This window comes from Streptomyces sp. TLI_105 (genome assembly GCF_900105415.1).
Taxonomy (GTDB): Bacteria; Actinomycetota; Actinomycetes; order Streptomycetales; family Streptomycetaceae; genus Streptomyces.
Genome location: NZ_FNSM01000001.1, coordinates 4,602,190 through 4,627,500, shown reverse-complemented (window position 1 = coordinate 4,627,500; position 25,311 = coordinate 4,602,190). Strand labels below are relative to the sequence as shown.

The following is a 25,311-nucleotide window of genomic DNA, read 5'->3' as shown; positions in this document are numbered from 1 at the left end:
GAGATGTCGAAGGCGCGGATGCCGGGGAAGGAGACGAGGGCGATGCGCTGGGGGCGGGGCGCGGGAGTCTCTGACACGTTTGGCAGTAAAACATCGATCGCTGGCATTCGTACCTCTGGGGGCCGGCGGCCTCCGGCGGGAGGATCGTTGTCATGGAGATCAACGAGAACGCAGCGCTGGTGGTCGTCGACGTGCAGAAGGGCTTCGAGCAGGAGTTCTGGGGGCGGCGGAACAATCCTGAGGCCGAAGCGAACATCGCGGCTCTGATCGACGCCTGGCAGGAGACGGGGCGGCCGGTCGTCTTCGTACGGCACGACTCGCCGCGGGCGGGTTCGCCGCTGGAGCCGGGCACCGAGGGGAACGAGTTCAAGGACTTCGTCGAGGAGCGGCGGGGGAAGGGCTCGGGTCCGGAGCTGCTCGTCACGAAGTCCGTGAACTCGGCGTTCTACGGGGAGCCGGACCTGGACGCCTGGCTGAAGGGTGCCGGGGTGGAGCAGTTCGTGGTGGTGGGGATCCAGACCAACATGTGCAACGAGACCACCGCCCGGATGGGCGGGAACCTCGGGTACGACGTGCTGTTCCCGCTGGACGCGATGCACACCTTCGACCTGGCCGGGCCGTTCGGCTGGACGCAGTCGGCGGAGGAGCTGACCCGGGCGACGGCGGTGTCGCTGCACGGTGGGCGGTTCGCCCGGGTCGTGACCACGGAGGACGTGGTGAAGGGTGCGTCGGGTAAGTAGTCGCTCAGCTGTTGCCGGAGGCGAGCTCGCGGCTGCGGTCGCGGGCCGCTTCCAGGGCGGCGATCAGGGCGGCCCGTACGCCGTGGTTCTCCAGCTCGCGGATGGCGCTGATGGTGGTGCCGGCCGGTGAGGTGACGGCCTCGCGGAGCTTGACCGGGTGCTCGCCGCTGTCGCGGAGCATCACGGCGGCGCCGATGGCGGCCTGGACGATGAGGTCGTGGGCCTGGGCGCGGGGCAGGCCGAGGAGGATGCCGGCGTCGGTCATGGCCTCGACGAGGAAGTAGAAGTACGCGGGGCCCGAGCCGGAGAGGGCGGTGGCGGCGTCCTGCTGGGACTCGGGGACGCGCAGGGTCTTGCCGACGCCGCCGAAGATCTCCTCCGTGTGGGCGAGGTGCTCGGGGGTGGCGTGGCTGCCGGCCGAGATGACGGACATGCCCTCGTCGACGAGGACGGGGGTGTTCGGCATGACGCGGACGACGGGGGTGCCGGCGGTGAGGCGGGCCTCGATGAAGGAAGTCGGGATGCCCGCCGCCGCGCTGATGACCAGGCGGTCGGCGGTGACGTGCGGGGTGAGCTCGTCGAGGAGGCGGCCCATGTCCTGCGGCTTGACGGCCAGGATGAGGGTGTCGGCGCGCTTGGCGGCCTCGGCGTTGGTGACGGTCTCGACGCCGTAGCGGGTGCGGAGCTCCTCGGCGCGCTCGGCACGGCGGGCGGTGACCAGGAGGTTCGCGGGGCGCCACCCGGCACGGATCATGCCGCTGAGGAGCGCTTCACCGATCTTGCCGGTGCCGAGGACTGCGACGGTCTGGGTCATGGGTCTGTTCACCTCGCCGGAGGGGGCCTTTTCGACATCCTTTCACCGGTGGGGCTCCGGGTGCGTGGGGTGTCCGAGGGGCGGTCAGGCGGTGCGGCGGCGGAGGGTGGCCGCGCCGAGGCCGAGGACCAGGACGGCGCAGCCGGCGACGACGAGGGCGTCGCGGACGAAGGCGGCGGTCATGTCGGTGTGGCGGAGGACCTCGTTCATGCCGTCCACGGCGTACGACATGGGGAGCACGTTCGAGATCGCCTCCAGGGCGGGGGCCATGCGGTCGCGCGGGGTGAACAGGCCGCAGAGCAGGAGCTGGGGGAAGATCACGGCCGGCATGAACTGGACGGCCTGGAACTCGGACGCGGCGAAGGCGGAGACGAAGAGGCCGAGCGCGGTGCCGAGGAGGGCGTCGAGGAGCGCCACCAGGAGGAGGAGCCAGGGTGAGCCGGTGACGTCGAGGCCGAGGAACCGGACGGCGAGGCCGGTGGCCAGGACGGACTGGACGACGGCGACGGTCCCGAAGGCGAGGGCGTAGCCGACGATCAGGTCGGCCTTGCCGAGCGGCATGGCGAGCAGGCGTTCCAGGGTGCCGGAGGTGCGTTCCCTGAGGGTGGCGATGGAGGTCACCAGGAACATCGTGATGAGCGGGAAGATGCCGAGGAGCGAGGCGCCGATGCTGTCGAAGGTGCCGGGGCTGCCGTCGAAGACGTAGCGGAGCAGGAAGAGCATCAGGCAGGGGACGAGGAGCATCAGGGCGATCGAGCGCGGGTCGTGGCGCAGTTGGCGCAGGACGCGGGCGGCGGTGGCGAGGGTGCGGTTCGCGTTCACGGTCGGTGCTCCTCGCGGGTGGTGGGGGCGGTCTGGGCGGGGCGGGCTGCTTGGGCGGGGCGGGGCGCTTGGGCCGCTTGGGCGGTGCGGGCTGCTTGGGCCGCGCGGGTGTTCGCCGCGTCCACGAGGTGCAGGAAGGCCTCCTCGACGGTGGCCGTGTCGCTGCGGCGGCGGAGTGCCTCCGGGGTGTCCTCGGCGAGGATCTCGCCCTCGCGCATGAGGAGGAGCCGGTGGCAGCGCTCGGCCTCGTCCATGACGTGGGAGGAGACGAGGAGGGTGGTGCCCCGGTCGGCGGCGATCCGGTGGAAGAGGTCCCACAGGTCGCGGCGGAGGACGGGATCCAGGCCGACCGTGGGCTCGTCGAGGACGAGGAGTTCCGGGGCGCCGAGGAGGGCGACGGCCAGGGAGACCCGGCTGCGCTGGCCGCCGGAGAGCCGGCCGGCGAGGGTGTCGGCGTGGTCGGCGAGGTCGACGTCCTCGACGGCCCGGTCGACGGCGGTGCGGCGGTCGTGGCGGTGGGCGCGGCCGGGGAGCAGGACGGCGGCGAAGTAGTCGAGGTTCTGGCGGACGGTGAGGTCGTCGTAGACGGACGGGGCCTGGGTGACGTAGCCGATGCGGGAGCGGAGGGCGGGGTCGCCTGCGGGGCGGCCGAGGACCTGGAGGGTGCCGCCGACCTTGGCCTGGGTGCCGACGATCGCGCGCATGAGGGTGGTCTTGCCGCAGCCGGAGGGGCCTAGGAGGCCGGTGATGCGGCCGATGGGGATGGTGAAGTCGAGCCCGCGGAGGACCTGGCGGTCGGCTCTTGTGACGGTGAGGGCCTGGGCGGTGATGGCTGCGCGTTCGGCCCCGCCCGCCGAGTAATTCATCATGTGATGAATAGTGGGTCTGGGGGTGCCGGTCGTCAAGGACCAGGGCGGTCCGGCGGCGTGGGGGTGGGTGGGCAGGTCGGCTGCGGGCCGGTGGCCGGTGGTGCCCACCCGTTCCGCCCTTGCGGAACAGATGCCCACAACCGACGTGCGGGTGCAGGGCGTATGCCCACGACCGACGGGCGGTGTGAGCCGCCCGCACGGGGGCGCGGCCCGCACGGGGGGCGCGGCCCGCACGGGCGGGCTACTTGCGCTTCGGCTTCTTGCGGGTCGACGGGTTGCCCGTGCGGGAGGAGCGGCGCTTTTCGTGGTGCGCCAGGGCCGTCTCGTACTCCGTGCGGTGCAGTTTCTCGCCGGGGGCCTCGACGAAGCAGCGGGCGGCGTAGGCGAGGAGGGAGCCGATGAAGCCGATGGCCTTCAGGCTGCGGAGGGACTCCTCGCGGGCCGGGTCGGCCGGGCGACGGAGGAAGCCCTCCCAGGTCTTGCCGAAGGCGATGGCGCTGCAGACGGCGAACATGATGACGACCAGCACGTTCACGAGGCCACCGACGTCCGCGATCTGCAGGCCCTCGTAGGCGAAGCGCAGCACGAAGCAGGCCGCGACGGCGGCGACGAGCGCGCCGGCGGCCAGGCCGACGCGGCGCAGCGCGTAAGGGCCGCTGTGGTCGACCCAGGTCGTGCCGAAGAACCGGATCTCCTCCGGCTGCGGGCCGGCCTTGGCGGGGGTCTGCTCTTCGTCGCTCACGGGGTCGATTATCCCCGGGGCGCCGGAGAAGGGCTCAGGCGCAGCGCGGTGCGACCATGTCGTCGCTGCCCGTGTGGACGTACGCGTCGGAGACGTACTCGCCCGGCGCGATGTTGTCCCAGATGTCCGTCGTGCCGTACGGGCCGCTGATGGTCTCGCCGTACTTCTGGCAGTAGATCGGCACCTTGGCGTCCAGGGGCAGGGTCCGGACGATCGCGTACTGGGTGCTGGGTCCCGAGCGCACGTTGACCTTGTAGCCGGGTGCGACCGGGTAGTACGTGACGGCGGAGGAGCTGCCGGCCGCGGCGAGCACCAGGCCCAGGGCAGCGACCGCGCCGCCGACGGTGGTGAGCATTCTTCTGCGGAGCATCGTCTTCCTCGTCCCTTGTCAGCCGCAGCGGGGGGCTACGTAGCCGTCGCTGCCGGTCTTCACGTACGCATCCGAGACGAACTCGTCGCTCGCGATGTTGTCCCAGACGTTCGTGGTGCCGTACGGGCCGGAGATCGTTTCGCCCGGCGTCTGGCAGTAGATCGGCACACTCGCGCCCAGCGGGAGCGTGCGCACGATCCCGTACTTCGTCCCCGGGCCGGAGCGCACGTTGACCCGGCAGCCGGGTGCGATCGGATAGCGCGCGACGCTCATGGAGACCACCTCGTCCGGTTCCGTGGCGGCGCTCGACTCTTCAACAGTCATGACGGCCTCCCCCGTTGGGAGCTGAATCGCTCCCCTGAAATTCACTTTCTGCGACGCGCAGGCTAGCAAGCTCCTCCGACATCGCACGCACCATGGACTAGGCTCCGTCCGTCGCGCACGCGCGCGGACTCAACGGGGAACCACACGGGGGTGGGCGATGCCGCCGTTGCGCAGTGCCGGTGCCGACCGGGAAGCAGAAGGACCTGAATACGCGGGCGAGTACCGCCTTCAGGCCTGTCTCGGCGCGGGCGGCATGGGGGTGGTGCACCTGGCCACCTCTCCTTCCGGGCTGCGGCTCGCGGTCAAGGTCGTGCACGGGCAGTACGCGGAGGACCCGGAGTTCAGGGCCCGCTTCCGTCAAGAGGTCGCGGCTGCGCGCCGGGTGAGCGGTGCCTTCACCGCGCCCGTCGTGGACGCCGACCCCGACGCCGTACGCCCCTGGATGGCGACGCTGTACGTCCCCGGCCCCACCCTCGCCGATCAGGTGAAGCGGAACGGGCCCCTCTCTCCCGCCGGGCTTCGCCGGCTGACGGCGGGGCTCGCGGAGGCGCTGCGCGACATCCACCGGGCCGGTGTGGTCCACCGGGACCTCAAGCCGAGCAACGTGCTGCTCACGGACACCGGACCGAAGGTCATCGACTTCGGCATCTCCCGGCCGATGGACAGCGATCTCCACACGGAGACGGGGAAGTTGATCGGGTCGCCGCCCTTCATGGCACCCGAGCAGTTCCAGCGTCCGCGGGAGGTCGGGCCGGCGGCGGACGTGTTCGCCCTCGGGTCGGTACTCGTGCATGCCGCGACCGGACACGGCCCGTTCGACTCCGACAGCCCTTACATCGTCGCGTATCAAGTCGTGCACGACGAGCCCGATCTGACGGGCGTTCCGGCCGACCTCGCCCCGCTCGTCGCACGTTGCCTCGCCAAGGAACCGGCGGAACGTCCGTCTCCGGCCGAGATCATGACAGCGCTGCTGCCACCCTCGTACGAGGCGACGGCATTCATACCGTCTCAGCGGCGGGTCCCCGCCCTGCCCGCTCCCACGCCCCGGTATCCGGCCGCCTGGGACGCGGACACTCCCGTACGCGTCACCACGGAGCGGCCCCGGCGTCGGCGGCCGCCCCGCTGGCCCTTCACAGCCGCCGCGCTCCTCGTCCTGGCCGGCGGCGCGGCCTTCGCCGCCATCCCGTCCGGCGGCAAGGGCGGTCCCGCACCGGAGCCGCACCGAGCCGGGGCCGCCAAGGCATTCACCGGGTGGCAGACCCCGTTGCAGAAGGACGGCGACCCCGTCGCGCCCGCCTGCGCGTACCTCGGCGACGCGCTCTTCTGTTCGGGCCGGGGCATCGGCATCGCGCGGATCGACCCCGCGACCGGCCATGTGGTCTGGTCACAGCCGACGGCCCTCGATGAAAAACACTCCGCACCCACGCCGTTGTCCGGAGGCCTGCTCGGCGTCATCTCCGACGACGACCGCCTGCGGGCATACGGAACCGACGGCACTCCCGGCTGGGACACGGGCACATCCGAGCGCCACGGCGGAGTACGGGGGGCGGGCGACACAGTCCTCACCGGCGGCTCGGGCACGGTGAAGGCCGTCGACAGCGCGACGGGGGAACGCCGCTGGAGTCACGCGCTGCGCCATCACTCGGCGCCGCGCTTCGGTCAGTACTCGCAGGAATCCGGCCTCCTGCCCGTCTTCGAGAACTCGGACAGCGGCACCCACACCCTTGTCAGCGCTCTGCGCCCGAGGAGCGGCGAGATCGCCTGGCAGAAGCGTCTGGACGGAGATCTCGTCCCTGTGGGCACAGGAGCGGACGATGTGCTCTTCCTGCGGTCCGTGAACCGCGACTCGCGCACCGACGCCGTCGTCGTCTACGACCCCGCCAAGGGGTCCGCACGCCGCATCCCCCTGCCTTCCCTGCTGGACGAACCCAGGTTCGCCGTGCGGGGCGCGACCGTCTACCTGCTGACTCCGACGGGCCGGCTGATCGCCCTGGACACCACCGCTCCCGGCGGCCGCGTCCTCTGGGAGCTGGAGACCGCCGCCGGCACCGTGTCCGTCCCCGTCGTCGGCCCCGGCGACCGGCTCTACTTCTCCGCCTCCGACGGGCGGCTGCTCACCGTCGACACCGCGCGCGGCGCTCTCCTCGGGCAGACCCGGCCCCGGCTGCGGGACGGCAGGCTCGGGTACGCGACGACCGTCCCCGCGCCAGTCGTCGCCGGGGACCGGGTCTTCGGGACGGCGCCGGACGGGTCCGTGTTCGCGGTGGACGCGCGCGACCCGGCCGCCTGGTGAGCGGCTGAGACGTACGGAACGACGGAGGGGAGCGGGCCGCGCGGCCCGCTCCCCTCCGTCGTACGTCCCGTCGGGATCAGCCCAGCTTCGTCACGTCCCGGACCGCGCCCTTGTCGGCGCTCGTCGCCATCGCCGCGTACGCCCGCAGCGCCGCCGACACCTTGCGCTGCCGGTTCTTCGGCGCGTACACGCCGCCGAGGGCCTCGCGGCGGGCCGCGAGGGTGGAGTCGTCGACGAGCAGCTCGATCGAGCGGTTCGGGATGTCGATGCGGATGCGGTCGCCGTCCTCGACGAACGCGATCGTGCCGCCCGAGGCCGCCTCCGGGGAGGCGTGGCCGATGGAGAGGCCCGAGGTGCCGCCCGAGAAGCGGCCGTCGGTGACGAGGGCGCAGGTCTTGCCCAGGCCCCGGCCCTTGAGGAAGGAGGTCGGGTAGAGCATCTCCTGCATGCCGGGGCCGCCCTTGGGGCCCTCGTAGCGGATGACGACCACGTCGCCGTCCTTGACCTGCTTGTTCAGGATCTTCTCGACGGCCTCCTCCTGCGACTCGCAGACGACGGCCGGACCCTCGAAGGTCCAGATGGACTCGTCGACGCCGGCGGTCTTCACGACACAGCCGTCGGCGGCGAGGTTGCCGTGCAGGACGGCGAGGCCGCCGTCCTTCGAGTACGCGTGGGCCGCGTCGCGGATGCAGCCGTTCGCGGCGTCCGTGTCGAGGGTGTCCCAGCGCTCCGACTGGGAGAAGGCGGTCGCCGAGCGGACGCAGCCGGGGGCCGCGTGCCACAGCTCGACGGCCTCGTCCGAGGGGGAGCCGCCGCGCACGTCCCAGGTCTCCAGCCACTCCTTGACGGAGGGCGCGTGGACGGCGTGGACGTCCTCGTTCAGCAGGCCCGCGCGGTAGAGCTCGCCGAGGATGGCGGGGATGCCGCCCGCCCGGTGCACGTCCTCCATGTAGTACGTGCGGTCCTTGGCGACGTTCGGGGCGACCTTGGCCAGGCAGGGGACGCGGCGCGAGACCTCGTCCATGTCCGGCAGGCCGTAGTCGAGCTCGGCCTCCTGGGCGGCGGCGAGCAGGTGCAGGATCGTGTTGGTGGAGCCGCCCATGGCGATGTCGAGGGCCATGGCGTTCTCGAAGGCCCCGCGGGTCGCGATCGAGCGCGGCAGGACGGAGTCGTCGTCCTCGTCGTAGTAGCGACGGGTGATGTCGACGACCGTGCGGGCCGCGTTCTCGTACAGCGCCCTGCGGGCGGTGTGGGTGGCGAGCACCGTGCCGTTGCCGGGGAGGGAGAGGCCGATCGCCTCGGTCAGGCAGTTCATCGAGTTGGCGGTGAACATGCCGGAACAGGACCCGCAGGTCGGGCAGGCGTTCTCCTCGATGCGGGCGATGTCCTCGTCCGAGATCTTCGGGTTCACCGCGTCGGAGATCGCGTCGACCAGGTCGAGCGTGCGGACCGAGCCGTCGACGAGCGTGGCGCGGCCGGACTCCATCGGGCCGCCGGAGACGAAGACCGTCGGGATGTTGAGGCGCAGGGCGGCCATCAGCATGCCGGGGGTGATCTTGTCGCAGTTGGAGATGCAGATCAGGGCGTCGGCGCAGTGCGCCTCGACCATGTACTCCACGCTGTCCGCGATCAGGTCGCGGGAGGGCAGGCTGTAGAGCATGCCGCCGTGGCCCATGGCGATGCCGTCGTCGACGGCGATCGTGTTGAACTCGCGGGCGATGCCGCCGGCGGCGGTGATGGCCTCGGAGACGATCCGGCCGACCGGCTGGAGGTGGGTGTGGCCGGGGACGAACTCCGTGAAGGAGTTGGCCACGGCGATGATGGGCTTCCGGCCGATGTCCGCGCCGGGTACACCGGAGGCGCGCATAAGGGCGCGTGCGCCCGCCATGTTGCGGCCGTGGGTGACAGTGCGGGACCTCAGCTCGGGCATCGTCGCTCGCTCCTCGTGATGGGTGTGCTTGCTTTCGAGCGTACGCCGACGCTCCAAGATCTGGACAGGGTATCCAGAATGCGGGATGGGTGTTCAGACCTCGGACGCCTTCGGTCCGGCTTCCGTCAGGCCTCGGACCCTCTTCCGTCAGGCCCCGGACCGGCTTCCGCCAGGTCCCGGTCAGGCTTCCGTCAGATAGCGCTGGAGGGTCGGGGCCACCTGCTCGACGATCCGCTCCGGATCCGCCGAGGCCAGCGGCTCGACCTGGATCACGTACCGCATGATCACGATCCCGATCATGTGCGAGGCGGCCAGCTCCGCGCGGAAGCCGGGGTCCGGCACGTCGAGCTCGGCCGCGATCCGCTCCAGGAGCCGGCGCAGCACGAAGGTCCGCAGCACCTTGGCCGCCGCCTCGTGGGTGAGCGCGGAGCGGACGATCGCGAGGAGCGGGGCGCGGGAGGCCGGGTTCTCCCAGACGCCGATGAAGAAGCGCGCGAGCCGTTCGCCGATGGCCTCGCGCGGGCCGCCGAGGATCGCCGGGACGACGGCCGTGGGCTCGAAGGAGACCTCGATGGCGGCGGCGAAGACCTCGTCCTTCGTGCCGAAGTAGTGGTGCACGAGCGCCGGGTCCACGCCGGCGGCCTTGGCGATGCCGCGCACCGAGGCCTTGTCGTAGCCGCGCTCGGCGAACTGGGCGCGGGCCGCTTCGAGGATGCGCTCGCGCGCGCCCGGGCCGCTCTCCTCCTCGGTACGGGACGGGCGGCCGCGCCGGCGCGGGGCCGGGTCGGTCATGGGCGGGGGGCCCGTTCGGTCGGGCGAGGCCTCTCGGCGGAGCGGGTGGCCACGGAGGCCAGGTGGAGGCGGGTGAAGGCCAGGGCCTCCGCGAGGTCGGCCTCGCGTTCGGCGGCTGACATCGCGCGGCGGGTGTTGACCTCGATGACGACGTGCCCGTCGAAGCCGGAGAGCGCGAGCCGCTCCAGGAGCTCGGCGCAGGGCTGGGTGCCGCGCCCCGGGACGAGGTGCTCGTCCTTGGCGGACCCCTTGCCGTCGGCGAGGTGGACGTGGCCGAGCCGGTCGCCCATGCGGTCGATCATCGCGAGGGCGTCGGTGCGGGCGGTCGCGGTGTGCGAGAGGTCGACGGTGAAGTGCCGGTAGTCGTCCTTGGTGACGTCCCACTCGGGGGCGTACGCGAGCATCTCGCGGTCCTTGTACCGCCACGGGTACATGTTCTCGACGGCGAAGCGCACGTCCGTCTCGTCCGCCATCCGCCAGATGCCGGTCACGAAGTCCTTGGCGTACTGGCGCTGCCAGCGGAACGGCGGGTGCACGACGACGGTGGACGCGCCGAGCCGCTCGGCCGCCGCCTGCGCGCGCTGGAGCTTGACCCACGGGTCGGTGGACCACACGCGCTGGGTGATGAGGAGGCAGGGGGCGTGCACGGCCAGGATCGGGACCTGGTGGTAGTCGGAGAGCCGACGCAGCGCCTCGATGTCCTGGCTGACCGGATCGGTCCACACCATGACCTCGACGCCGTCGTACCCGAGGCGCGCGGCGATCTCGAAGGCCGTCGCCGTCGACTCCGGATAGACCGAGGCCGTCGACAGGGCGACCTTCGCATCCGGGATGCGCACCACTGGTTCTGCCACGGAGACAGGGTACGGGGCGGGCCGGGGGGCCGGGGGGTGGTTCCGGTCACGCCCGGGCGCCGCTCGGTGGTCCGCGGGCACCCGGGCTCAGCGCTCCGGCAGGTGGTCCAGGCGGCGCAGGATGACGCCCTCGCGCAGGGCCCAGGGGCAGATCTCCAGCTCCTCGACGCCGAGGAGGTCCATCGCGCCCTCCGCGACGAGCGCGCCCGCGAGGAGCTGCCCGGCGCGGCCCTCCGAGACGCCGGGGAGGGCGGCCCGCTCGGGAACGGTCATGGCGGCCAGGCGCGGGACCCACTCCTCCAGGGACTTGCGGGTCAGGATCCGCTGGACGTAGAGGCCCTCCCCCGACCCGGGCGCGCCCGCGATCCTGGCGAGCTGCTTGAAGGTCTTGGAGGTGGCGACGACGTGGTCGGGGCGGCCGAAGCGGCTGAACTCGCCGACCGTCCGGGCGATCTGCGCGCGCACATGGCGGCGCAGCGCCTTCACGTCGGCGGTGTCGGCCGGGTCGCCGGGCAGCCAGCCGGCCGTGAGGCGGCCGGCGCCGAGGGGCAGGGAGACCGCCGTGTCCGGGTCCTCGTCGATGCCGTACGCGACTTCGAGGGAGCCGCCGCCGATGTCGAGGAGGAGCAGCTTGCCCGCGGACCAGCCGAACCAGCGGCGGGCGGCGAGGAAGGTGAGCCGGGCCTCCTCCTCACCGGTGAGGACCTGGAGGTCGACACCGGTCTCGTCCTTCACGCGCGCGAGGACCGCGTCGGCGTTGCTGGCCTCGCGGACCGCGGAGGTCGCGAAGGGCAGCACCTCCTCGCAGCCCTTGTCCTCGGCGGCCAGGAGCGCGTCCCGCACGGTCGCGATGAGCCGCTCGACGCCGTCGGGCGCGATCGCGCCCCGCTCGTCGAGCAGCTCGGCGAGCCGCAGCTCCGCCTTGTGCGAATGGGCGGGCAGCGGCCGGGCGCCGGGGTGGGCGTCCACCACCAACAGGTGCACTGTGTTCGAACCGACGTCGAGGACTCCGAGTCTCATGGGCGGAACGCTACTGCTCCCTCCCGCATACGCTTGGAGTTGTGCCAAAGACGAAGAAGGCGAAGCCGGACAAAGAGAACGGCGGCTCGCGCGTGAAGGACGCCAGGAGCGCGCACGCGGCGAAGGCCGTGAAGGCCGTCAAGGTCGGGAAGCAGAAGCGGGGCGCGGCCGAGGAGCCCGACGAGAAGGGCCTCGACTTCGCGCGCGCGTGGGTCGAGTTTCCCGATCCGACCGACGAGGAGCAGGTCTTCCGCTGCGACCTGACCTGGCTGACCTCGCGCTGGACGTGCATCTTCGGCAACGGCTGCCAGGGCATCCAGGAGGGGCGCGCCGACGACGGCTGCTGCACCCTGGGCGCGCACTTCTCCGACGAGGACGACGAGAAGCGGGTCGCGGAGCACGTGGCCCGGCTGACGCCGGAGCTGTGGCAGTTCCACGACGTCGGCACGGAGTCGGGCTGGGTGCAGCTCGACGAGGACGGCGACCGGCAGACCCGCCGCTGGGAGGGGTCCTGCATCTTCCAGAACCGGCCCGGCTTCGCGGGCGGCGCGGGCTGCTCGCTGCACATCCTGGCGATGAAGGAGGGCCGGGAGCCGCTGGAGACGAAGCCGGACGTGTGCTGGCAGCTGCCGGTGCGGCGGACGTACGACTGGATCGACCGCCCCGACGACAGCCGGGTGCTCCAGGTGTCGATCGGCGAGTACGACCGGCGCGGCTGGGGGCCGGGCGGCCATGACCTGCACTGGTACTGCACGACGGCGTCGTCGGCGCACGTCGGCGCCGAGCCGGTCTACGTCTCGTACCGGGCCGAGCTGGTCGAGATGATGGGCGAGGAGGCGTACGAGGTCCTGGCCGGGCTGTGCGAGGCCCGGCTCGCCTCGCAGCTGCCGCTGGTGGCCCCGCACCCGGCGGACCCCTCCTAGGAGGAGGACGGGGGCGGTTCCTCCGGCGACGACGGGGGCGTGCCCGGGTCCGAGGTCGAGGGCGGGGGCTCTTCGCTCGTCGGGGGCGGGGTGGTCGGTTCCGTCGTGGGTTCCGTGGTCGGCGGCGGGGTCGTGGGCGGCGTCGTCGGCTCCGTCGTGGGCGGGGTGGTCGGTTCCGTCGTGGGCGGGGACGTCGGCGGGGACGTGGGCGGGGTGGTCGGCTGCGTCGTCGTGACCGGCGGGGGCGTGATGACCCGGCCGGTCGGCGGTTTGGCCGGGCCGTGGCCGTCGATCCTGATCACCGCGCCCGAGGGGTTCACCCCCACGCGCGCGCTCCAGGCGCCGACGGGGGCGCGCCCGTGGTCGACGCGGACGGCGATCGTGGTCTTCTCGCCGGGGCGGAGCGTGCCGGAGGCCCGGCTCACGTACAGCCAGGGGGCGTCCGTCCACAGCGACCAGTCGACGGGCGAGCCGCCGGCGGCGGTGAGGGTGAGCAGGGTGACGTCGCCGTGGCCGGTGGCGGCGACCGTGATCCAGCCGGCGGCGGGTTCGCCGGGCCGGGCGGGTTCGGTGGGGGCGCCGGGGCTGACGACCTCGACGGAGACGTCGGGGGCGCGGCTGCCCTGGGTGAAGCGGGGCTCCGGGGTGGTGCGGGCGTTGCCCGCGTTCTCGTACCGGTCGTAGGGGCGGCCGTCCGCGCCGACCGTTTCGTCCGCCTCGCGCGCGCTGATCCTGGCCCCGTCGTGACCGGCGGCGTCCGTGTCCGGGGCGCCGCGGTAGGAGGTCCACAGGGCGAGGACGGGGGCGGCGACCACGGCGGCGACGACCGTGGTGGTCACCGCGCGGGCCCGCATCCGGTCGCGGCGGGCGACGTGGTCCTTCGGGTCCATGGGGAAGCCGGTCGGCGCGAAGCGCGGGGCGCCCGCACGCGCGCGTGGGACGTGCAGCATCGCCATGTACGCGGCGGCCCGGGGCGCCTCGACGAGCGGCAGCCGGTCCGCCGGGAGGGCCGTGGCGCCGGGCCAGGGGCCGGTGGCGCCGACGCGCTCGGCGGCGCGGCGGCAGCGGGGGCAGTCGTCGACGTGCCGGACGAGCTCGGCGCGCAGGGCGGCCGAGAGGAGCACCCGGTGGTCGCCGGTGAGCCGGGCGACGGTGGGGCAGCTGCCGGTCTCGACGACGGCGAGGGCGGCGCGGGTGCGCTCGACCTCGCAGCCGGCGGTGGCGAGGAGCTCGCGGGCGGCGAGGGGGTCGAGGGAGAGCACGGCGGCCACCTGGCGGTGGCTGAGCCCGTGCCGCACGGCGAGCTCCAGGGCCTCGCGCTGCTCCGGTGTGGTGCCCGCGGCCTCGGGCCAGGCGAGCAGGGCGAGCTCGGCGCGGCGCCGCTCGGCGGTCTCCTCGGAGACCCGGGGCGGCTCGGGGGCGGTGACGGCCGGGCGGCCGGTGTGGGCGCCCTGGCGCTTGCCGCGCTGCTCGCCGAGGCTGCGCAGGCAGGCCCAGCGGGCGAGGGCGTACAGCCAGGCGGTGCGGCCGTCCTCGTCGGAGGGGCAGCGGCCGTGGTGGCGCTCGGCGACGGCGAGGACGTCGCCGAGGACGGCGGTGGCCGTGTCGTGGTCGCAGAGCACGGAGAGGCAGTACGTGAAGAGGCCGTCGAGTGCGGCCTCGTAACGGGCGGGGGGACGCCGGCCGAGCGTGCGCGGTCCCTGGTCCGCGGCGCGGTGCGCCCGGTGTGCGCCGGTGGTGCGTGCGGGGGGATCCAGCCTGCTGCTCGTCACTGGGCGACCGTAGGCAGGGCGGCGGGCACTCTTCGTACCGGTTGCTCCATTCTCATTCTTACGGGTGAAGCTATCGCTCGAAAGGGGACAGGAAGCGGGTGTTCCGCTGCCGTGGGGCTCCCCCTGTGGACGGCCGGGGCCCGTTGTCAGTGGCGGCGGATACGGTGGGGCTCATGGCTGCCCGTACGAAAACCGCCAAGGACCGGCCGTCCTACCGCTGCACCGAGTGCGGCTGGCAGACGGCCAAGTGGCTCGGCCGCTGCCCCGAGTGCCAGGCCTGGGGGACGGTCGAGGAGTACGGCGCGCCCGCCGTCCGGACGACCGCCGCCGGCCGCGTCTCCACCGCCGCCGTCCCCATCGGACAGGTCGACGGCCGCCAGGCGACCGCCCGCTCGACCGGCGTCGACGAGCTGGACCGGGTCCTCGGCGGGGGCCTGGTGCCCGGCGCCGTCGTGCTGCTCGCGGGCGAGCCGGGCGTCGGCAAGTCCACGCTGCTGCTCGACGTGGCGGCCAAGGCGGCGAGCGACGAGCACCGCACGCTGTACGTCACGGGCGAGGAGTCCGCGAGCCAGGTCCGGCTGCGCGCCGACCGGATCAACGCGCTCAGCGACCATCTGTACCTGGCGGCCGAGACCGATCTGTCGGCCGTCCTCGGGCACCTCGACGCGGTGAAGCCCTCCCTGCTGATCCTGGACTCGGTGCAGACCGTCGCCTCCCCCGAGATCGACGGCGCGCCCGGCGGCATGGCCCAGGTCCGCGAGGTCGCGGGAGCCCTCATCCGGGCCTCCAAGGAGCGCGGCATGTCGACGCTCCTCGTCGGCCACGTCACCAAGGAAGGGGCCATCGCCGGGCCCCGGCTCCTGGAGCACCTGGTCGACGTCGTCCTGAGCTTCGAGGGCGACCGGCACGCGCGCCTGCGCCTGGTCCGGGGCGTGAAGAACCGCTACGGGGCGACCGACGAGGTCGGCTGCTTCGAGCTGCACGACGAGGGCATCACGGGACTTGCGGACCCCTCCGGGCTCTTCCTGACCCGGCGTGACGTGGCCGTGCCCGGCACCTGCCTGACGGTCACCCTGGAGGGCAAGCGTCCGCTGGTCGCCGAGGTGCAGGCGCTGACGGTCGACTCGCAGATCCCTTCGCCGCGGCGGACGACCTCGGGTCTGGAGACCTCCCGGGTCTCGATGATGCTGGCGGTCCTGGAGCAGCGCGGCCGGATCAGCGCGCTGGGCAAGCGGGACATCTACAGCGCGACCGTCGGCGGGGTGAAGCTCACCGAGCCCGCGGCCGACCTGGCGATCGCGCTCGCGCTGGCCTCCGCGGCGAGCGACACCCCGCTGCCGAAGAACCTGGTGGCGATCGGTGAGGTCGGGCTCGCGGGCGAGGTGCGGCGGGTGACGGGCGTGCAGCGGCGACTCGCCGAGGCGCACCGTCTCGGCTTCACGCACGCGCTGGTGCCGGGAGACCCGGGGAGGGTGCCGGCCGGCATGAAGGTGACGGAGGTGGCGGACATGGGGGACGCGCTGCGGGTGCTGCCGCGCAGCCGCAGGGCGAAGGGGGCGGAGGAGGGGGCTGACCGCTGACCGGGCCCCGGTCCTCGGGGGAACCGAGCAGCCGGGGGAACCGTGTCCGCGGGGTCGCGCCCGCCCGTCCCCGGACGGATTCCGGGGACGGAACGTATGCCCACAACCCGTGTGCGAACCCCCCTCCGAGGCGGTGTCGCTAGACTTTGCCCTGGTCTCGCCCATCCGTACGAGCCGGAGGAGTGCAGTGGCAGCCAAGGACGGGGCAGCAGCTCCTGGAAAGTCCGGCGCGGGCTCCGGCAACGAAGCGCTGATGCGCGCCGCCCTGAGCGCGGTCGCGCCGGGCACCGCGCTGCGCGACGGCCTGGAGCGGATCCTCCGGGGGAACACGGGCGGTCTCCTGGTTCTCGGCCTGGACAAGACGGTCGACTCGATGTGCACGGGCGGTTTCGTGCTGGACGTCGAGTTCACCGCCACGCGCCTGCGTGAGCTGTGCAAGCTCGACGGCGCGCTCGTCCTCGACAAGGACATCACCAAGATCCACCGCGCGGGCGTGCAGCTCGTCCCGGACGCCTCCATCCCCACCGAGGAGACCGGCACCCGCCACCGCACCGCGGACCGGGTCTCCAAGCAGTGCAACTTCCCGGTCGTCTCCGTCTCCCAGTCGATGCGCCTGATCGCGCTGTACGTGAACGGCGAGCGCCGGGTCCTGGAGGAGTCGGCCGCGATCCTCTCCCGCGCCAACCAGGCGCTCGCGACCCTGGAGCGGTACAAGCTGCGGCTCGACGAGGTGGCCGGCACGCTCTCCGCCCTGGAGATCGAGGACCTGGTCACGGTCCGGGACGTCACCGCGGTCGCGCAGCGCCTGGAGATGGTCCGCCGGATCGCCACCGAGATCGCCGAGTACGTGGTGGAGCTCGGCACCGACGGGCGGCTCCTCTCGCTCCAGCTCGACGAGCTGATCGCGGGCGTGGAGCCGGAGCGCGAGCTGGTGATCAGGGACTACGTGCCGGAGCCGACGGCGAAGCGCTCGCGGACGGTCGCCGAGGCGCTCACCGAACTGGACGCGCTCACCCACACCGAACTCCTGGAGCTTCCGGTCGTGGCGCGGGCCCTCGGCTACAGCGGCTCGCCCGAGACCCTCGACTCGGCGGTCTCCCCGCGCGGCTACCGGCTCCTGGCGAAGGTGCCGCGGCTGCCCGGCGCGATCATCGAGCGCCTGGTGGAGCACTTCGGCGGGCTGCAGAAGCTGCTCGCGGCGAGCGTGGACGACCTCCAGACCGTCGACGGCGTCGGCGAGGCGCGTGCCCGCAGCGTCCGCGAAGGCCTGTCGCGGCTCGCGGAGTCCTCGATCCTGGAGCGGTACGTCTAGGACGTACCGCTCGGAGTACGCACGGGACCGTACCGCTCGGAGTACGTCCAGGACGTACCCCTCGGCTCAGTCCTTCGCGAGCCGGAACGACGCCGCGAGCACCTTCGTGCCCGGCATCTCCGCCTCCACCAGATAGGTGCCGGGGCCGGCCTGGCCCGCCGGGGCGGTGGCGCACTGCGGGGCGCTGCGGCGGCGGTCCCATTCCACGGTGTGGGTGAGGGTGGCGTGCGCGGGGACGCGCAGCAGCAGCGGGGTGCCGGGGCGGGGGCAGTCGGCGGTGGACCAGACCTCGTCGTCCCGGTCGTCGCTGATCGTCAGGACGACGTTGCGGGGCCCGAAGTCGGCCTTGCAGGTGGTGTTCGAGGTGTTCTTCACGACGAGCTGGAAGCGGGGCTTCTCCCCTGCCTCGTAGGTGACCTTGGTGGAGCGGAGGGTCAAGTCCAGGGTCGAGGCGGGGCAGTTGGGGAGCGGGGAGTCGGCCGGGACCTGCTGGCCCGCGCCGGTGCCCGCGCCTCCGTCGCCGCCGGCCCCGTCGGTGTCGCCGTTCTTGCCGGTGCCCGTGGTGCCTCCCGCGCCCTCGGCGCCGGAGTCCGTACCGGCGTCGGCGCCCGCGCCCGCGTCCGTACCGGAGCCCCCCGAAACGCCGTTGTCGCCCGCGGTCCCGCCGGAGTCCCCCGACTCGTCGCGTCCGCCGGGCTGTTGGCTGATCGCCGGGCCGGTGCCGGAGGGCCCGGGGGTGATCGACGGCGGGGTCGGCGACGAGCCGTTGGCGGCGTCGTTGGGCTTCTTCCCGCCGCCGTCACCGGAGGTGAAGGCCCACACGGCGAGGACCGCGAGGAGCGCCACCAGGCACGCCGCCACCGCCCTCCGTCGCCAGTAGATGGTGGAGGGAAGCGGCCCGACCGGATTGCGCAAAGATCCCACGACCCGAACCTTACGAGAGATCCGGCCCAACTCCCGCCCCACCCGCCGCCCGAGAGCCCAAGTTTTGCCGATGATCACATCCGTCGGTCCGGGGAACTTTTCCCGGAACTCCGACGGAACCCTGACGAACCCCGACGGAACCCCTGGGAAACCCGCGCGAATCGCGGCCCCCCACTTTCGTCAGGGGTCGTTCCGGCCGTTGGCCTGGGGCGGCGGACTCCGGATTCCGGTTAGCGTCATGCACCATGAACACCCTTCTCGACCTCTCCGGCCGTCTGTATCTCGACGTCGCCGACTTCGCCCACTCCACGCCCCACTGGTTCCAGTGGCTCGCCGAGGTGTGGACGGAGCTCGGGCTGCTGCTCTTCGCCGTGCTGTTCCTCGTCGGCTGGTGGCGCTCCAGGGAGGGGTCGAGCCGGGCGATGGCGCTCGCGCTGCTCGCCCCGGTCGCCACCGGCTTCGGCTACGTGGTGAGCGAGGCCCTGAAGTCCCTGATCGACGAGGAACGCCCGTGCCGCGCGGTCGCCGGCGCGCCCGTCTCGCTCGTCGCCTGCCCGCCGCACGGCGACTGGTCCTTCCCCAGCAACCACTCGGCCATCGCGGGTGCCGCCGCGATCGCCCTCGCCCTGTCCTGGCGCGGGATCGTCTGGCTGACCGTGCCGATGGCGCTGCTCATGGCCTTCTCCCGGGTCTTCGTCGGGGTCCACTACCCGCACGACGTGACCGTCGGCCTGATCGCCGGCGCCCTGGTCGCCTTCGTCGTGATGCGGGCGGCGGAGCGGCCCGTGCGGTCGCTGGTGGAGACGGCCCGGTCGAGCCGGAGCTCGGCCGTGGTGTGGTGTGCGGGGCGCGGGACGCCTGCGCACGCCTCCGCGCACGCCCCCGCGCACTCCGACCGTCGCTCTCGCGCGCGCCACGGCGCGTACTGATCCCGCCGGGGACGTGCCAGGATCGGGGGTGCCATGACTTCCATCGACACTCCCCCCACGTCCACGGTCCCCGTCGCCCCGGCGCTCCCCGCCGAGCTGCACGGGCCCGTCCTCGCCTGGTTCGACCGGCACGCCCGTGACCTGCCCTGGCGCCGCCCCGAGGCCGGCGCCTGGGGCGTCATGGTCAGTGAGTTCATGCTCCAGCAGACCCCGGTGGTCCGGGTCCTGCCGGTGTATGAGCAGTGGCTGGCGCGCTGGCCGCGCCCGGCCGACCTGGCCGCCGAGGCCCCCGGCGAGGCGGTCCGCGCCTGGGGCCGGCTCGGCTACCCGCGCCGGGCGCTGCGGCTGCACGCGGCCGCCGTCGCCATAACGGAACGGCACCACGGCGACGTGCCCCGCGACCACGGGCAGCTGCTCGCGCTGCCCGGGATCGGCGAGTACACGGCGGCGGCGGTGGCCTCCTTCGCGTACGGACAGCGCCACGCGGTCCTGGACACCAACGTGCGCCGGGTCTTCGCACGGGCGGCGACCGGCGTCCAGTACCCGCCGAACGCGACCACGGCCGCCGAGCGGCGGCTCGCCCGGGCGCTGCTGCCGGACGACGAGACGACGGCCGCCCGCTGGGCGGCCGCCTCCATGGAGCTGGGCGCCCTGGTGTGCACGGCGAAGAACGAGGACTGCGGGCGCTGCCCGATCGCCGAGCGGTGCGCCTGGCGGCTCTCGGGGAAGCCGGCGCACGACGGTCCGCCGCGGCGCGGTCAGACGTACGCCGGGACCGACCGGCAGGTGCGCGGCCGGCTCCTCGCGGTGCTGCGGGAGTCGGCGGAGCCGGTGACGCAGGCGGCCCTGGACGCGGTCTGGGACGAGCCGGTGCAGCGGGGCAGGGCCCTGGACGGGCTGGTCTCGGACGGTCTCGTCGAACCGCTGGAGGGCGACCGGTACCGGCTGCCGCTGTCCTGAGGCCGCGCCCGGCCCGTTCGAGGCCCCGCTCTCCCCGGAGCGGGGCCTCAAACCTTTTCCGCCCCCGCTGTTACACAACCGATGGGTAGCCGTGCGTCGACCGACGGCTGGCCCGCACAGCCCCGTGACAACCGCTCCGTAGCGTCGTCCACGACACGAGGACAAGGTCACGGGGATCGGAGGCGGTTGGGATGCGGCAGGGCGAGGTGCTCGACTTCGAGGAGTACGTACGCACGCGGCAGGACGCGCTGCTGCGCAGCGCCCGCCGGCTCGTCGCCGACCCCGTCGACGCCCAGGACCTGCTCCAGACGGCGCTGGCCCGTACGTACGGCCGCTGGGACGGCATCGCCGACAAGTCCCTCGCCGACGCCTACCTGCGCCGGGTCATGATCAACACCCGGACCGAGTGGTGGCGCTCCCGCAAGCTCGAGGAGGTGCCGACCGAGCAGCTGCCGGACGCGTGCGTCGAGGACCCGACCGAGCAGCACGCCGACCGCGCCCTCCTCATGGACGTCCTGAAGGTGCTCGCGCCGAAGCAGCGGAGCGTCGTCGTCCTGCGTCACTGGGAGCAGATGAGCACGGAGGAGACGGCGGCGGCGCTCGGCATGTCGACGGGTACGGTGAAGTCGACGCTCCACCGCGCGCTCGCCCGGCTCCGCCAGGAGCTGGAGAGCCGTGACCTCGACGCCCGTGCCCTGGGGCGGACGGGGGAGCGGGCGACCGTACGAGGTGACGAAGGGGGGCGGGAGCGGTGCGCGGCCTAGACGGCGGACCCGACGGCAGACCACACGAAGGCCACCACGGTGTGAGCGGCGGCGGCGACCGGTACCCCACCGGGCGCCGCCGCCCGCGCCGTACCGTCAAGGCGGCGAGCGTCACGGCGACGGCCGGGCTCGTCGCCGTCGGGCTGTCCCTGGCCGCCTGCTCCACCGGCGGCACCGGCTCCCGCGACGAGGGCGCGGCCCGCACCGACGAGATCGCCGCCGCGGCGCCCACCCCCTCCGCCTCCGGCACCGCCGGCCCGCAGTCGGCCGAGCGGGTGGATCCGATCGCGCTCCTGAAGGCCGACCCGAAGATCGGCCAGCGGTTGAAGAGCGATCTGAAGCCGTGCGTCGCGGACGCGTACCCCGTGGACGCCTCCTACGGCGACCTCACGAACGCCTCCGCCCCCGACGTCGTCGTCAACGTGATGACCTGCGGCGACGCCGTCGGCATCGGCACGTACGTCTACCGCAAGCAGAGCGACCGGTACGAGAACGTGTTCATGGCCGAGGACGCGGCGGTCTACGCCACGATCGACCGGGGCGACCTCGTGGTCACCAAGCAGGTGTACGCGAAGGGCGATCCGGTCGCGTACCCCTCGGGCGAGGACGTGATCACCTACCGCTGGTCGGGCAGCAGGTTCACCCAGCACGACTGGGTGCACAACGACTACAGCAGGGCCGTCGGCGACGGCGCGGAGCCCACGCCGGCCGCGTCCCCCGCCGACTGAGCCGTGGACCGAGAGAACGCACAGACCCCGAAGGGCACGCACGATGGCCGAAACCCATGTCCTGTTCGTCGAGGACGACGACGTCATCCGTGAGGCCACCCAGCTCGCCCTGGAGCGGGACGGCTTCCGGGTGACCGCCATGCCCGACGGGCTCTCCGGCCTGGACGCCTTCCGGGCGCGGCGGCCCGACATCGCGCTCCTCGACGTGATGCTGCCGGGGATGGACGGGGTCAGCCTCTGCCGCCGCATCCGCGACGAGTCGACCGTGCCCGTGATCATGCTCTCGGCGCGCGCCGACTCGATCGACGTCGTGCTCGGCCTGGAGGCCGGCGCCGACGACTACGTGACCAAGCCCTTCGACGGCTCGGTGCTCATGGCCCGCATCCGGGCCGTGCTGCGCCGCTTCGGGCACGCGGGCGGCGTCGGCGCGGGCGAGCAGGGGGACGCGCCGGACGGCGGCGGGCTCCTCGTCTTCGGCGACCTGGAGGTCGACACCGAGGGCATGGAGGTCCGCAAGGGCGGGGCGCCGGTGGCGCTGACCCCGACCGAGATGCGGCTGCTCCTGGAGTTCTCGTCGGCGCCGGGCACCGTGCTGTCCCGGGACAAACTCCTGGAGCGGGTCTGGGACTACGGCTGGGGCGGTGACACCCGGGTCGTGGACGTCCATGTGCAGCGGCTGCGCGCCAAGATCGGCCAGGACCGGATCGAGACCGTGCGCGGCTTCGGCTACAAGCTCAAGAGCTAGGGCGGCATGATCCCCCACGATCCATCCCCCGAGACGGGCGCGGTCCGGTGAAGCCGCTGCCCCTGCGTACCGGGGTCCGCTGGAAGATCGCCGTCGCCATCGCGGCGGTCGGCGCCCTCATCGCGGTCACCCTGAGCATCGTCGTGCACAACGCCGCCCGCATCTCGATGCTCGACAACGCGCGCGAGGTGCAGATGGAGCGGCTGCTCTTCGCCCAGCGGATGTACGAGACGTCGAAGCCGAAGGAGCCCCGTTTCGGCACGAAGATCAACGACCCGGCGCTGCCGGACCAGCTGGACCAGCTGATGCGGGACAAGCGGCGCGGGACGTACGTGCAGGAGCACCGGCACGGCGGGCCGCCGGACGTGTGGGCGGCCGTGCCGCTCGCCAACGGCGACGTGCTGTCGCTGCACATCCCCTTCGCCGACCGCAGCGCGACGATCATGAACGATCTGGACCGGGCCCTCGTGATCGGCTCGGTGTCGGTGGTCTTCGGCGGCTGCGCGCTCGGCGTGCTCATCGGCGGCGGGCTCTCGCGGAGGCTGCGGAAGGCCGCCGTCGCGGCCGGCCGGGTGGCCCAGGGCAACACGGACGTCCGGGTGCGGGAAGCCGTCGGCGGGGTCGTACGGGACGAGACCGACGACCTGGCCTGGGCCGTCGACGCCCTGACCGACGCCCTGAACGAGCGGATCGAGGCGGAGCGCCGGGTCACCGCCGACATCGCGCACGAGCTGCGCACCCCCGTCACCGGGCTGCTCACTGCGGCCGAGCTGCTGCCGCCGGGGCGTCCGACCGAGCTCGTACGGGACCGGGCGCAGGCCATGCGGACGCTGGTCGAGGACGTCCTGGAGGTGGCCCGGCTCGACAGCGCGTCGGAGCGGGCCGAGCTCCAGGAGATCGCGCTCGGGGAGTTCGTGGAGCGGCGGGTGCGGGCCCTGGACCCGGAGGTCGTCGTCCGGGTCGTGCACGAGTCCTGGGTGAACACCGACCCGCGCCGCCTGGAGCGGGTCCTGGGCAATCTCCTCGCCAACGCGGCCAAGCACGGCAAGCCGCCGGTGGAGGTCACCGTCGAGGGCCGGGTGGTCCGGGTCCGCGACCACGGTCCGGGCTTCCCCGAGTCGCTCCTCAAGGAGGGCCCGAGCCGTTTCCGTACGGGGACGAGCGACCGCGCGGGCCAGGGCCACGGCCTGGGCCTGACGATCGCGGCGGGCCAGGCCCGGGTCCTCGGCGCCCGGCTGACCTTCCGGAACGTGGCCTCGGAGGGGGCCGCGGAGGGAGTGGGCGGCGCCATCGCGGTGCTGTGGCTGCCGGACCACGCGCCGACGAACACGGGCAGCTTCCCGATCCTGCGGCTGGCGGAGTGAGCGCATGACGGTGGGGCCGGTCCAGGAAGGACCGGCCCCACCGTCGTACGAGCGATCAGACCGTCTGTCGTACGAGGAATCAGACCGTCTCGGCGACCTTCGCGGTGTCGCCGGTCTCCGCCTTCGGCTCCGCGGCCGGGCCGGCGCCGCGGAGCGCCACCTCCTTGACGAAGAAGGCGAGGACGAAGCCGAGGACGGCGACGGCGGAGGCGACGAGGAAGGCGCCGTGCGTGCCGGACGCGACCGCGTGCTGGTAGGCCTCGCGGAGCGCGGCCGGCAGCTTGGCGAGGCTCGCCGCGTCGAGCTGGGCGGTCCGCTCGGTGAGCCCGGCGCCGCCACGGGAGGCCATCTCGTCCTGGACGCGGCTGGTGAAGAGGGCGCCCATGATCGCGACGCCGAAGGAGGAGCCGAGCGTCCGGAAGAGGGTGGTGGAGGAGGAGGCGACGCCCATGTCCTTCATCTCCACGCTGTTCTGGGCGACCAGCATGGTGATCTGCATGAGGAAGCCCATGCCGGCGCCGAGGACGGCCATCCAGATCCCGGAGACGAGGCGCGAGGTGCCGGTGTCCATGGTGGAGAGCAGGAAGAGGCCGGCCACCATGAGCGCGCCGCCCGCGATCGGGAAGATCTTGTACTTGCCGGTGCTGGTGGTGAAGCGGCCGACGAGCAGCGAGATGACCATCATCGACAGCAGCATCGGCAGGAGCAGCAGGCCGGAGTTGGTGGCCGAGGCGCCCTGGACGGACTGCTGGAAGATCGGCAGGTAGAGGACCGCGCCGAACATCACGAAGCCGGTGATGAAGCCGATCAGGGACATCAGGGTGAAGTTGCGGCTGCGGAAGATGTGCAGCGGCATGATCGGGTCGCTCGCCCGGGTCTCGACGAAGAGGAAGGCGGCGAGGGCGGCGGCGCCGCCGATCGCGAGGCCGAGGATGGTGGCCGAGCCCCAGGCGTACTCCGTGCCGCCCCAGGTGGTGACGAGGACGATCGCGGTGATGCCGACGGTCAGCAGCGCGGCGCCGAGGAAGTCGATCCGGGTGCCCGTGGCGCGCTGCTTCTTCGGCAGGTGCAGGACGGTGGTGAGCATGGCGAGGGCGACGACGCCGAGCGGCAGGTTGATGTAGAAGGACCAGCGCCAGCCCCAGTGGTCGGTGATGGTGCCGCCGACGAGGGGGCCGCCGATCATGGCGAGGGCCATGATTCCGGCCATCATGCCCTGGTACTTGCCCCGCTCGCGGGGCGGGATCAGGTCGCCGATGATCGCCATGACGCCGACCATGAGGCCACCGGCGCCGAGGCCCTGGATGGCGCGGAAGCCGATGAGCTGACCCATGTCCTGGGCCATGCCGCTGAGCGCCGAGCCGATCAGGAAGATCACGATCGAGGTGAGGAAGACGCCCTTGCGGCCGAACATGTCGCCGAGCTTGCCCCAGAGGGGGGTGGAGGCGGCGGTGGCCAGGGTGTAGGCCGTGACGACCCAGGAGAGGTGCTCCAGGCCGCCGAGCTCGCCGACGATCGTCGGCATCGCGGTGCCGATGATCATGTTGTCCAGCATCGCGAGCAGCATCGCGATCATGAGGGCGAGGAGGACGACGCGCACGCTGCGCGGCTGCGGATCCGCAGTCTCCCCCTGTGCTGCCTGAACGTTCTGTTTCGTCGCCATGTCGATCCCTTACTTGCCGCCCGGCTAGTTACTACACTGGGGACGGTAGACCCGTAACTTGCCGGTCGTCAAGTAAG

Annotated in this window: 25 protein-coding genes (1 of these 25 only partly in view); 11 read left to right on the top strand and 14 right to left on the bottom strand. The window is 72.9% G+C overall.

Annotated elements, in window-relative coordinates; all coding sequences use genetic code 11:
* A protein-coding gene (locus tag BLW86_RS21210; RefSeq protein WP_093875494.1) for a GlxA family transcriptional regulator crosses the window boundary here: on the bottom strand, window positions 1-107 show its beginning. Its footprint begins 940 nt before the window's first position; 107 of the gene's 1,047 nt are visible here — the first part of the coding sequence; its start codon is at window positions 105-107; its stop codon lies beyond the left edge, outside the window.
* A 45-nt stretch (window positions 108-152) separates the two neighbouring features.
* Between BLW86_RS21210 and BLW86_RS21205 the strand changes: the two genes are divergently transcribed.
* On the top strand, window positions 153-740 hold the full coding sequence (locus BLW86_RS21205; RefSeq protein ID WP_093875493.1) for a cysteine hydrolase family protein: 588 nt from the start codon (window positions 153-155) through the stop codon (window positions 738-740).
* A gap of 4 nt (window positions 741-744) precedes the next feature.
* Here BLW86_RS21205 and proC read toward each other — a convergent pair whose 3' ends face one another.
* The 6 genes from proC to BLW86_RS21175 all read right to left on the bottom strand — a co-directional run bounded on the left by proC (window position 745) and on the right by BLW86_RS21175 (window position 4,681).
* Window positions 745-1,554, bottom strand: a complete 810-nt coding sequence (gene proC / locus BLW86_RS21200; protein ID WP_093875492.1) for a pyrroline-5-carboxylate reductase — start codon at window positions 1,552-1,554, stop codon at window positions 745-747.
* 84 nt (window positions 1,555-1,638) lie between these two features.
* The gene (locus tag BLW86_RS21195; RefSeq protein ID WP_093875491.1) at window positions 1,639-2,376 is read right to left on the bottom strand and encodes an ABC transporter permease; all 738 of its coding nucleotides are present in this window, start codon (window positions 2,374-2,376) and stop codon (window positions 1,639-1,641) included.
* Window positions 2,373-3,245, bottom strand: a complete 873-nt coding sequence (locus tag BLW86_RS21190; protein ID WP_256341380.1) for an ABC transporter ATP-binding protein — start codon at window positions 3,243-3,245, stop codon at window positions 2,373-2,375. Before BLW86_RS21190 ends, BLW86_RS21195 begins: the two co-directional genes overlap by 4 nt.
* 241 nt (window positions 3,246-3,486) lie before the next feature.
* The gene (locus BLW86_RS21185) at window positions 3,487-3,987 is read right to left on the bottom strand and encodes a hypothetical protein (protein ID WP_177181714.1); all 501 of its coding nucleotides are present in this window, start codon (window positions 3,985-3,987) and stop codon (window positions 3,487-3,489) included.
* Between the two features lie 34 nt (window positions 3,988-4,021).
* Complete coding sequence (locus BLW86_RS21180; RefSeq protein WP_371129550.1) at window positions 4,022-4,357, bottom strand: peptidase; 336 nt, start codon at window positions 4,355-4,357, stop codon at window positions 4,022-4,024.
* 18 nt (window positions 4,358-4,375) lie between these two features.
* On the bottom strand, window positions 4,376-4,681 hold the full coding sequence (locus tag BLW86_RS21175; protein WP_093875488.1) for an SH3 domain-containing protein: 306 nt from the start codon (window positions 4,679-4,681) through the stop codon (window positions 4,376-4,378).
* Window positions 4,682-4,838: 157 nt separating this feature from the next.
* Here BLW86_RS21175 and BLW86_RS21170 point away from each other — a divergent pair, with 157 nt between their 5' ends.
* A complete protein-coding gene (locus BLW86_RS21170) occupies window positions 4,839-6,974 on the top strand; it encodes a serine/threonine-protein kinase (RefSeq protein ID WP_093875487.1) in 2,136 nt (711 codons plus the stop codon).
* Window positions 6,975-7,050: 76 nt separating this feature from the next.
* On the opposite strand, the gene ilvD is transcribed toward BLW86_RS21170, so the two are convergent.
* The 4 genes from ilvD to BLW86_RS21150 form a co-directional block, all read right to left on the bottom strand.
* Window positions 7,051-8,904 carry a dihydroxy-acid dehydratase gene (ilvD, locus tag BLW86_RS21165; RefSeq protein ID WP_093875486.1) on the bottom strand — a complete coding sequence of 618 codons (1,854 nt, stop codon included), beginning with the start codon at window positions 8,902-8,904 and terminating at the stop codon, window positions 7,051-7,053.
* A gap of 180 nt (window positions 8,905-9,084) precedes the next feature.
* Window positions 9,085-9,696: a TetR/AcrR family transcriptional regulator gene (locus BLW86_RS21160; protein WP_030693159.1), complete on the bottom strand. Its 612-nt coding sequence runs from the start codon at window positions 9,694-9,696 to the stop codon at window positions 9,085-9,087.
* Window positions 9,693-10,550 (bottom strand): sugar phosphate isomerase/epimerase family protein, encoded by an 858-nt coding sequence (locus BLW86_RS21155; RefSeq protein ID WP_093878782.1) that lies wholly within the window; start codon window positions 10,548-10,550, stop codon window positions 9,693-9,695. Before BLW86_RS21155 ends, BLW86_RS21160 begins: the two co-directional genes overlap by 4 nt.
* A gap of 87 nt (window positions 10,551-10,637) precedes the next feature.
* Window positions 10,638-11,570: a Ppx/GppA family phosphatase gene (locus tag BLW86_RS21150; RefSeq protein ID WP_093875485.1), complete on the bottom strand. Its 933-nt coding sequence runs from the start codon at window positions 11,568-11,570 to the stop codon at window positions 10,638-10,640.
* A 41-nt stretch (window positions 11,571-11,611) separates the two neighbouring features.
* Between BLW86_RS21150 and BLW86_RS21145 the strand changes: the two genes are divergently transcribed.
* Complete coding sequence (locus BLW86_RS21145; RefSeq protein WP_371129549.1) at window positions 11,612-12,493, top strand: DUF3109 family protein; 882 nt, start codon at window positions 11,612-11,614, stop codon at window positions 12,491-12,493.
* On the opposite strand, the gene BLW86_RS41560 is transcribed toward BLW86_RS21145, so the two are convergent.
* Window positions 12,490-14,265 carry a BACON domain-containing protein gene (locus BLW86_RS41560; protein WP_143060265.1) on the bottom strand — a complete coding sequence of 592 codons (1,776 nt, stop codon included), beginning with the start codon at window positions 14,263-14,265 and terminating at the stop codon, window positions 12,490-12,492. The two genes, BLW86_RS21145 and BLW86_RS41560, sit on opposite strands and share 4 nt — an antisense overlap.
* Window positions 14,266-14,438: 173 nt before the next feature.
* On the opposite strand from BLW86_RS41560, the gene radA reads away from it, so the two are divergent.
* Both radA and disA read left to right on the top strand, forming a co-directional pair.
* Window positions 14,439-15,845 (top strand): DNA repair protein RadA, encoded by a 1,407-nt coding sequence (gene radA / locus BLW86_RS21135; RefSeq protein ID WP_093875484.1) that lies wholly within the window; start codon window positions 14,439-14,441, stop codon window positions 15,843-15,845.
* A 187-nt stretch (window positions 15,846-16,032) separates the two neighbouring features.
* Window positions 16,033-17,157: a DNA integrity scanning diadenylate cyclase DisA gene (gene disA / locus BLW86_RS21130; protein ID WP_093875483.1), complete on the top strand. Its 1,125-nt coding sequence runs from the start codon at window positions 16,033-16,035 to the stop codon at window positions 17,155-17,157.
* Between the two features lie 66 nt (window positions 17,158-17,223).
* On the opposite strand, the gene BLW86_RS21125 is transcribed toward disA, so the two are convergent.
* The gene (locus tag BLW86_RS21125) at window positions 17,224-18,081 is read right to left on the bottom strand and encodes a hypothetical protein (protein WP_093875482.1); all 858 of its coding nucleotides are present in this window, start codon (window positions 18,079-18,081) and stop codon (window positions 17,224-17,226) included.
* Window positions 18,082-18,326: 245 nt separating this feature from the next.
* Between BLW86_RS21125 and BLW86_RS21120 the strand changes: the two genes are divergently transcribed.
* From BLW86_RS21120 to cseC, 6 genes are all read left to right on the top strand, one after another.
* The gene (locus BLW86_RS21120; RefSeq protein WP_093875481.1) at window positions 18,327-19,010 is read left to right on the top strand and encodes a phosphatase PAP2 family protein; all 684 of its coding nucleotides are present in this window, start codon (window positions 18,327-18,329) and stop codon (window positions 19,008-19,010) included.
* A 33-nt stretch (window positions 19,011-19,043) separates the two neighbouring features.
* Window positions 19,044-19,970, top strand: a complete 927-nt coding sequence (locus BLW86_RS21115; RefSeq protein WP_093875480.1) for an HhH-GPD family protein — start codon at window positions 19,044-19,046, stop codon at window positions 19,968-19,970.
* A gap of 191 nt (window positions 19,971-20,161) precedes the next feature.
* Window positions 20,162-20,734 carry a SigE family RNA polymerase sigma factor gene (locus BLW86_RS21110; RefSeq protein ID WP_093875479.1) on the top strand — a complete coding sequence of 191 codons (573 nt, stop codon included), beginning with the start codon at window positions 20,162-20,164 and terminating at the stop codon, window positions 20,732-20,734.
* Entirely contained in the window at window positions 20,722-21,462 is a 741-nt protein-coding gene (locus tag BLW86_RS21105) for a hypothetical protein (protein ID WP_177181713.1), read from the top strand. The genes BLW86_RS21110 and BLW86_RS21105 overlap by 13 nt, the downstream gene beginning before the upstream one ends.
* A 43-nt stretch (window positions 21,463-21,505) precedes the next feature.
* On the top strand, window positions 21,506-22,207 hold the full coding sequence (cseB, locus tag BLW86_RS21100; RefSeq protein ID WP_093875478.1) for a two-component system response regulator CseB: 702 nt from the start codon (window positions 21,506-21,508) through the stop codon (window positions 22,205-22,207).
* 47 nt (window positions 22,208-22,254) lie between these two features.
* Entirely contained in the window at window positions 22,255-23,571 is a 1,317-nt protein-coding gene (cseC, locus tag BLW86_RS21095) for a two-component system sensor histidine kinase CseC (RefSeq protein WP_093875477.1), read from the top strand.
* Window positions 23,572-23,650: 79 nt separating this feature from the next.
* Here the strand turns inward: cseC and BLW86_RS21090 are convergent, their stop codons facing one another.
* Entirely contained in the window at window positions 23,651-25,234 is a 1,584-nt protein-coding gene (locus tag BLW86_RS21090) for an MDR family MFS transporter (RefSeq protein WP_093875476.1), read from the bottom strand.
* Window positions 25,235-25,311 lie beyond the last annotated feature (77 nt).

Excerpts from the sequence above, each read along its gene's own strand:
- BLW86_RS21205 (WP_093875493.1), top strand. The coding sequence starts at position 153 with ATGGAGATCAACGAGAACGCAGCGCTGGTGGTCGTCGACGTGCAGAAG.
- proC (WP_093875492.1), bottom strand. The coding sequence starts at position 1,554 with ATGACCCAGACCGTCGCAGTCCTCGGCACCGGCAAGATCGGTGAAGCG.
- BLW86_RS21190 (WP_256341380.1), bottom strand. The coding sequence starts at position 3,245 with ATGATGAATTACTCGGCGGGCGGGGCCGAACGCGCAGCCATCACCGCC.
- BLW86_RS21180 (WP_371129550.1), bottom strand. The coding sequence starts at position 4,357 with ATGCTCCGCAGAAGAATGCTCACCACCGTCGGCGGCGCGGTCGCTGCC.
- BLW86_RS21175 (WP_093875488.1), bottom strand. The coding sequence starts at position 4,681 with ATGACTGTTGAAGAGTCGAGCGCCGCCACGGAACCGGACGAGGTGGTC.
- BLW86_RS21170 (WP_093875487.1), top strand. The coding sequence starts at position 4,839 with ATGCCGCCGTTGCGCAGTGCCGGTGCCGACCGGGAAGCAGAAGGACCT.
- ilvD (WP_093875486.1), bottom strand. The coding sequence starts at position 8,904 with ATGCCCGAGCTGAGGTCCCGCACTGTCACCCACGGCCGCAACATGGCG.
- BLW86_RS21160 (WP_030693159.1), bottom strand. The coding sequence starts at position 9,696 with ATGACCGACCCGGCCCCGCGCCGGCGCGGCCGCCCGTCCCGTACCGAG.
- BLW86_RS21150 (WP_093875485.1), bottom strand. The coding sequence starts at position 11,570 with ATGAGACTCGGAGTCCTCGACGTCGGTTCGAACACAGTGCACCTGTTG.
- radA (WP_093875484.1), top strand. The coding sequence starts at position 14,439 with ATGGCTGCCCGTACGAAAACCGCCAAGGACCGGCCGTCCTACCGCTGC.
- BLW86_RS21120 (WP_093875481.1), top strand. The coding sequence starts at position 18,327 with ATGAACACCCTTCTCGACCTCTCCGGCCGTCTGTATCTCGACGTCGCC.
- BLW86_RS21115 (WP_093875480.1), top strand. The coding sequence starts at position 19,044 with ATGACTTCCATCGACACTCCCCCCACGTCCACGGTCCCCGTCGCCCCG.
- BLW86_RS21110 (WP_093875479.1), top strand. The coding sequence starts at position 20,162 with ATGCGGCAGGGCGAGGTGCTCGACTTCGAGGAGTACGTACGCACGCGG.
- cseB (WP_093875478.1), top strand. The coding sequence starts at position 21,506 with ATGGCCGAAACCCATGTCCTGTTCGTCGAGGACGACGACGTCATCCGT.
- BLW86_RS21090 (WP_093875476.1), bottom strand. The coding sequence starts at position 25,234 with ATGGCGACGAAACAGAACGTTCAGGCAGCACAGGGGGAGACTGCGGAT.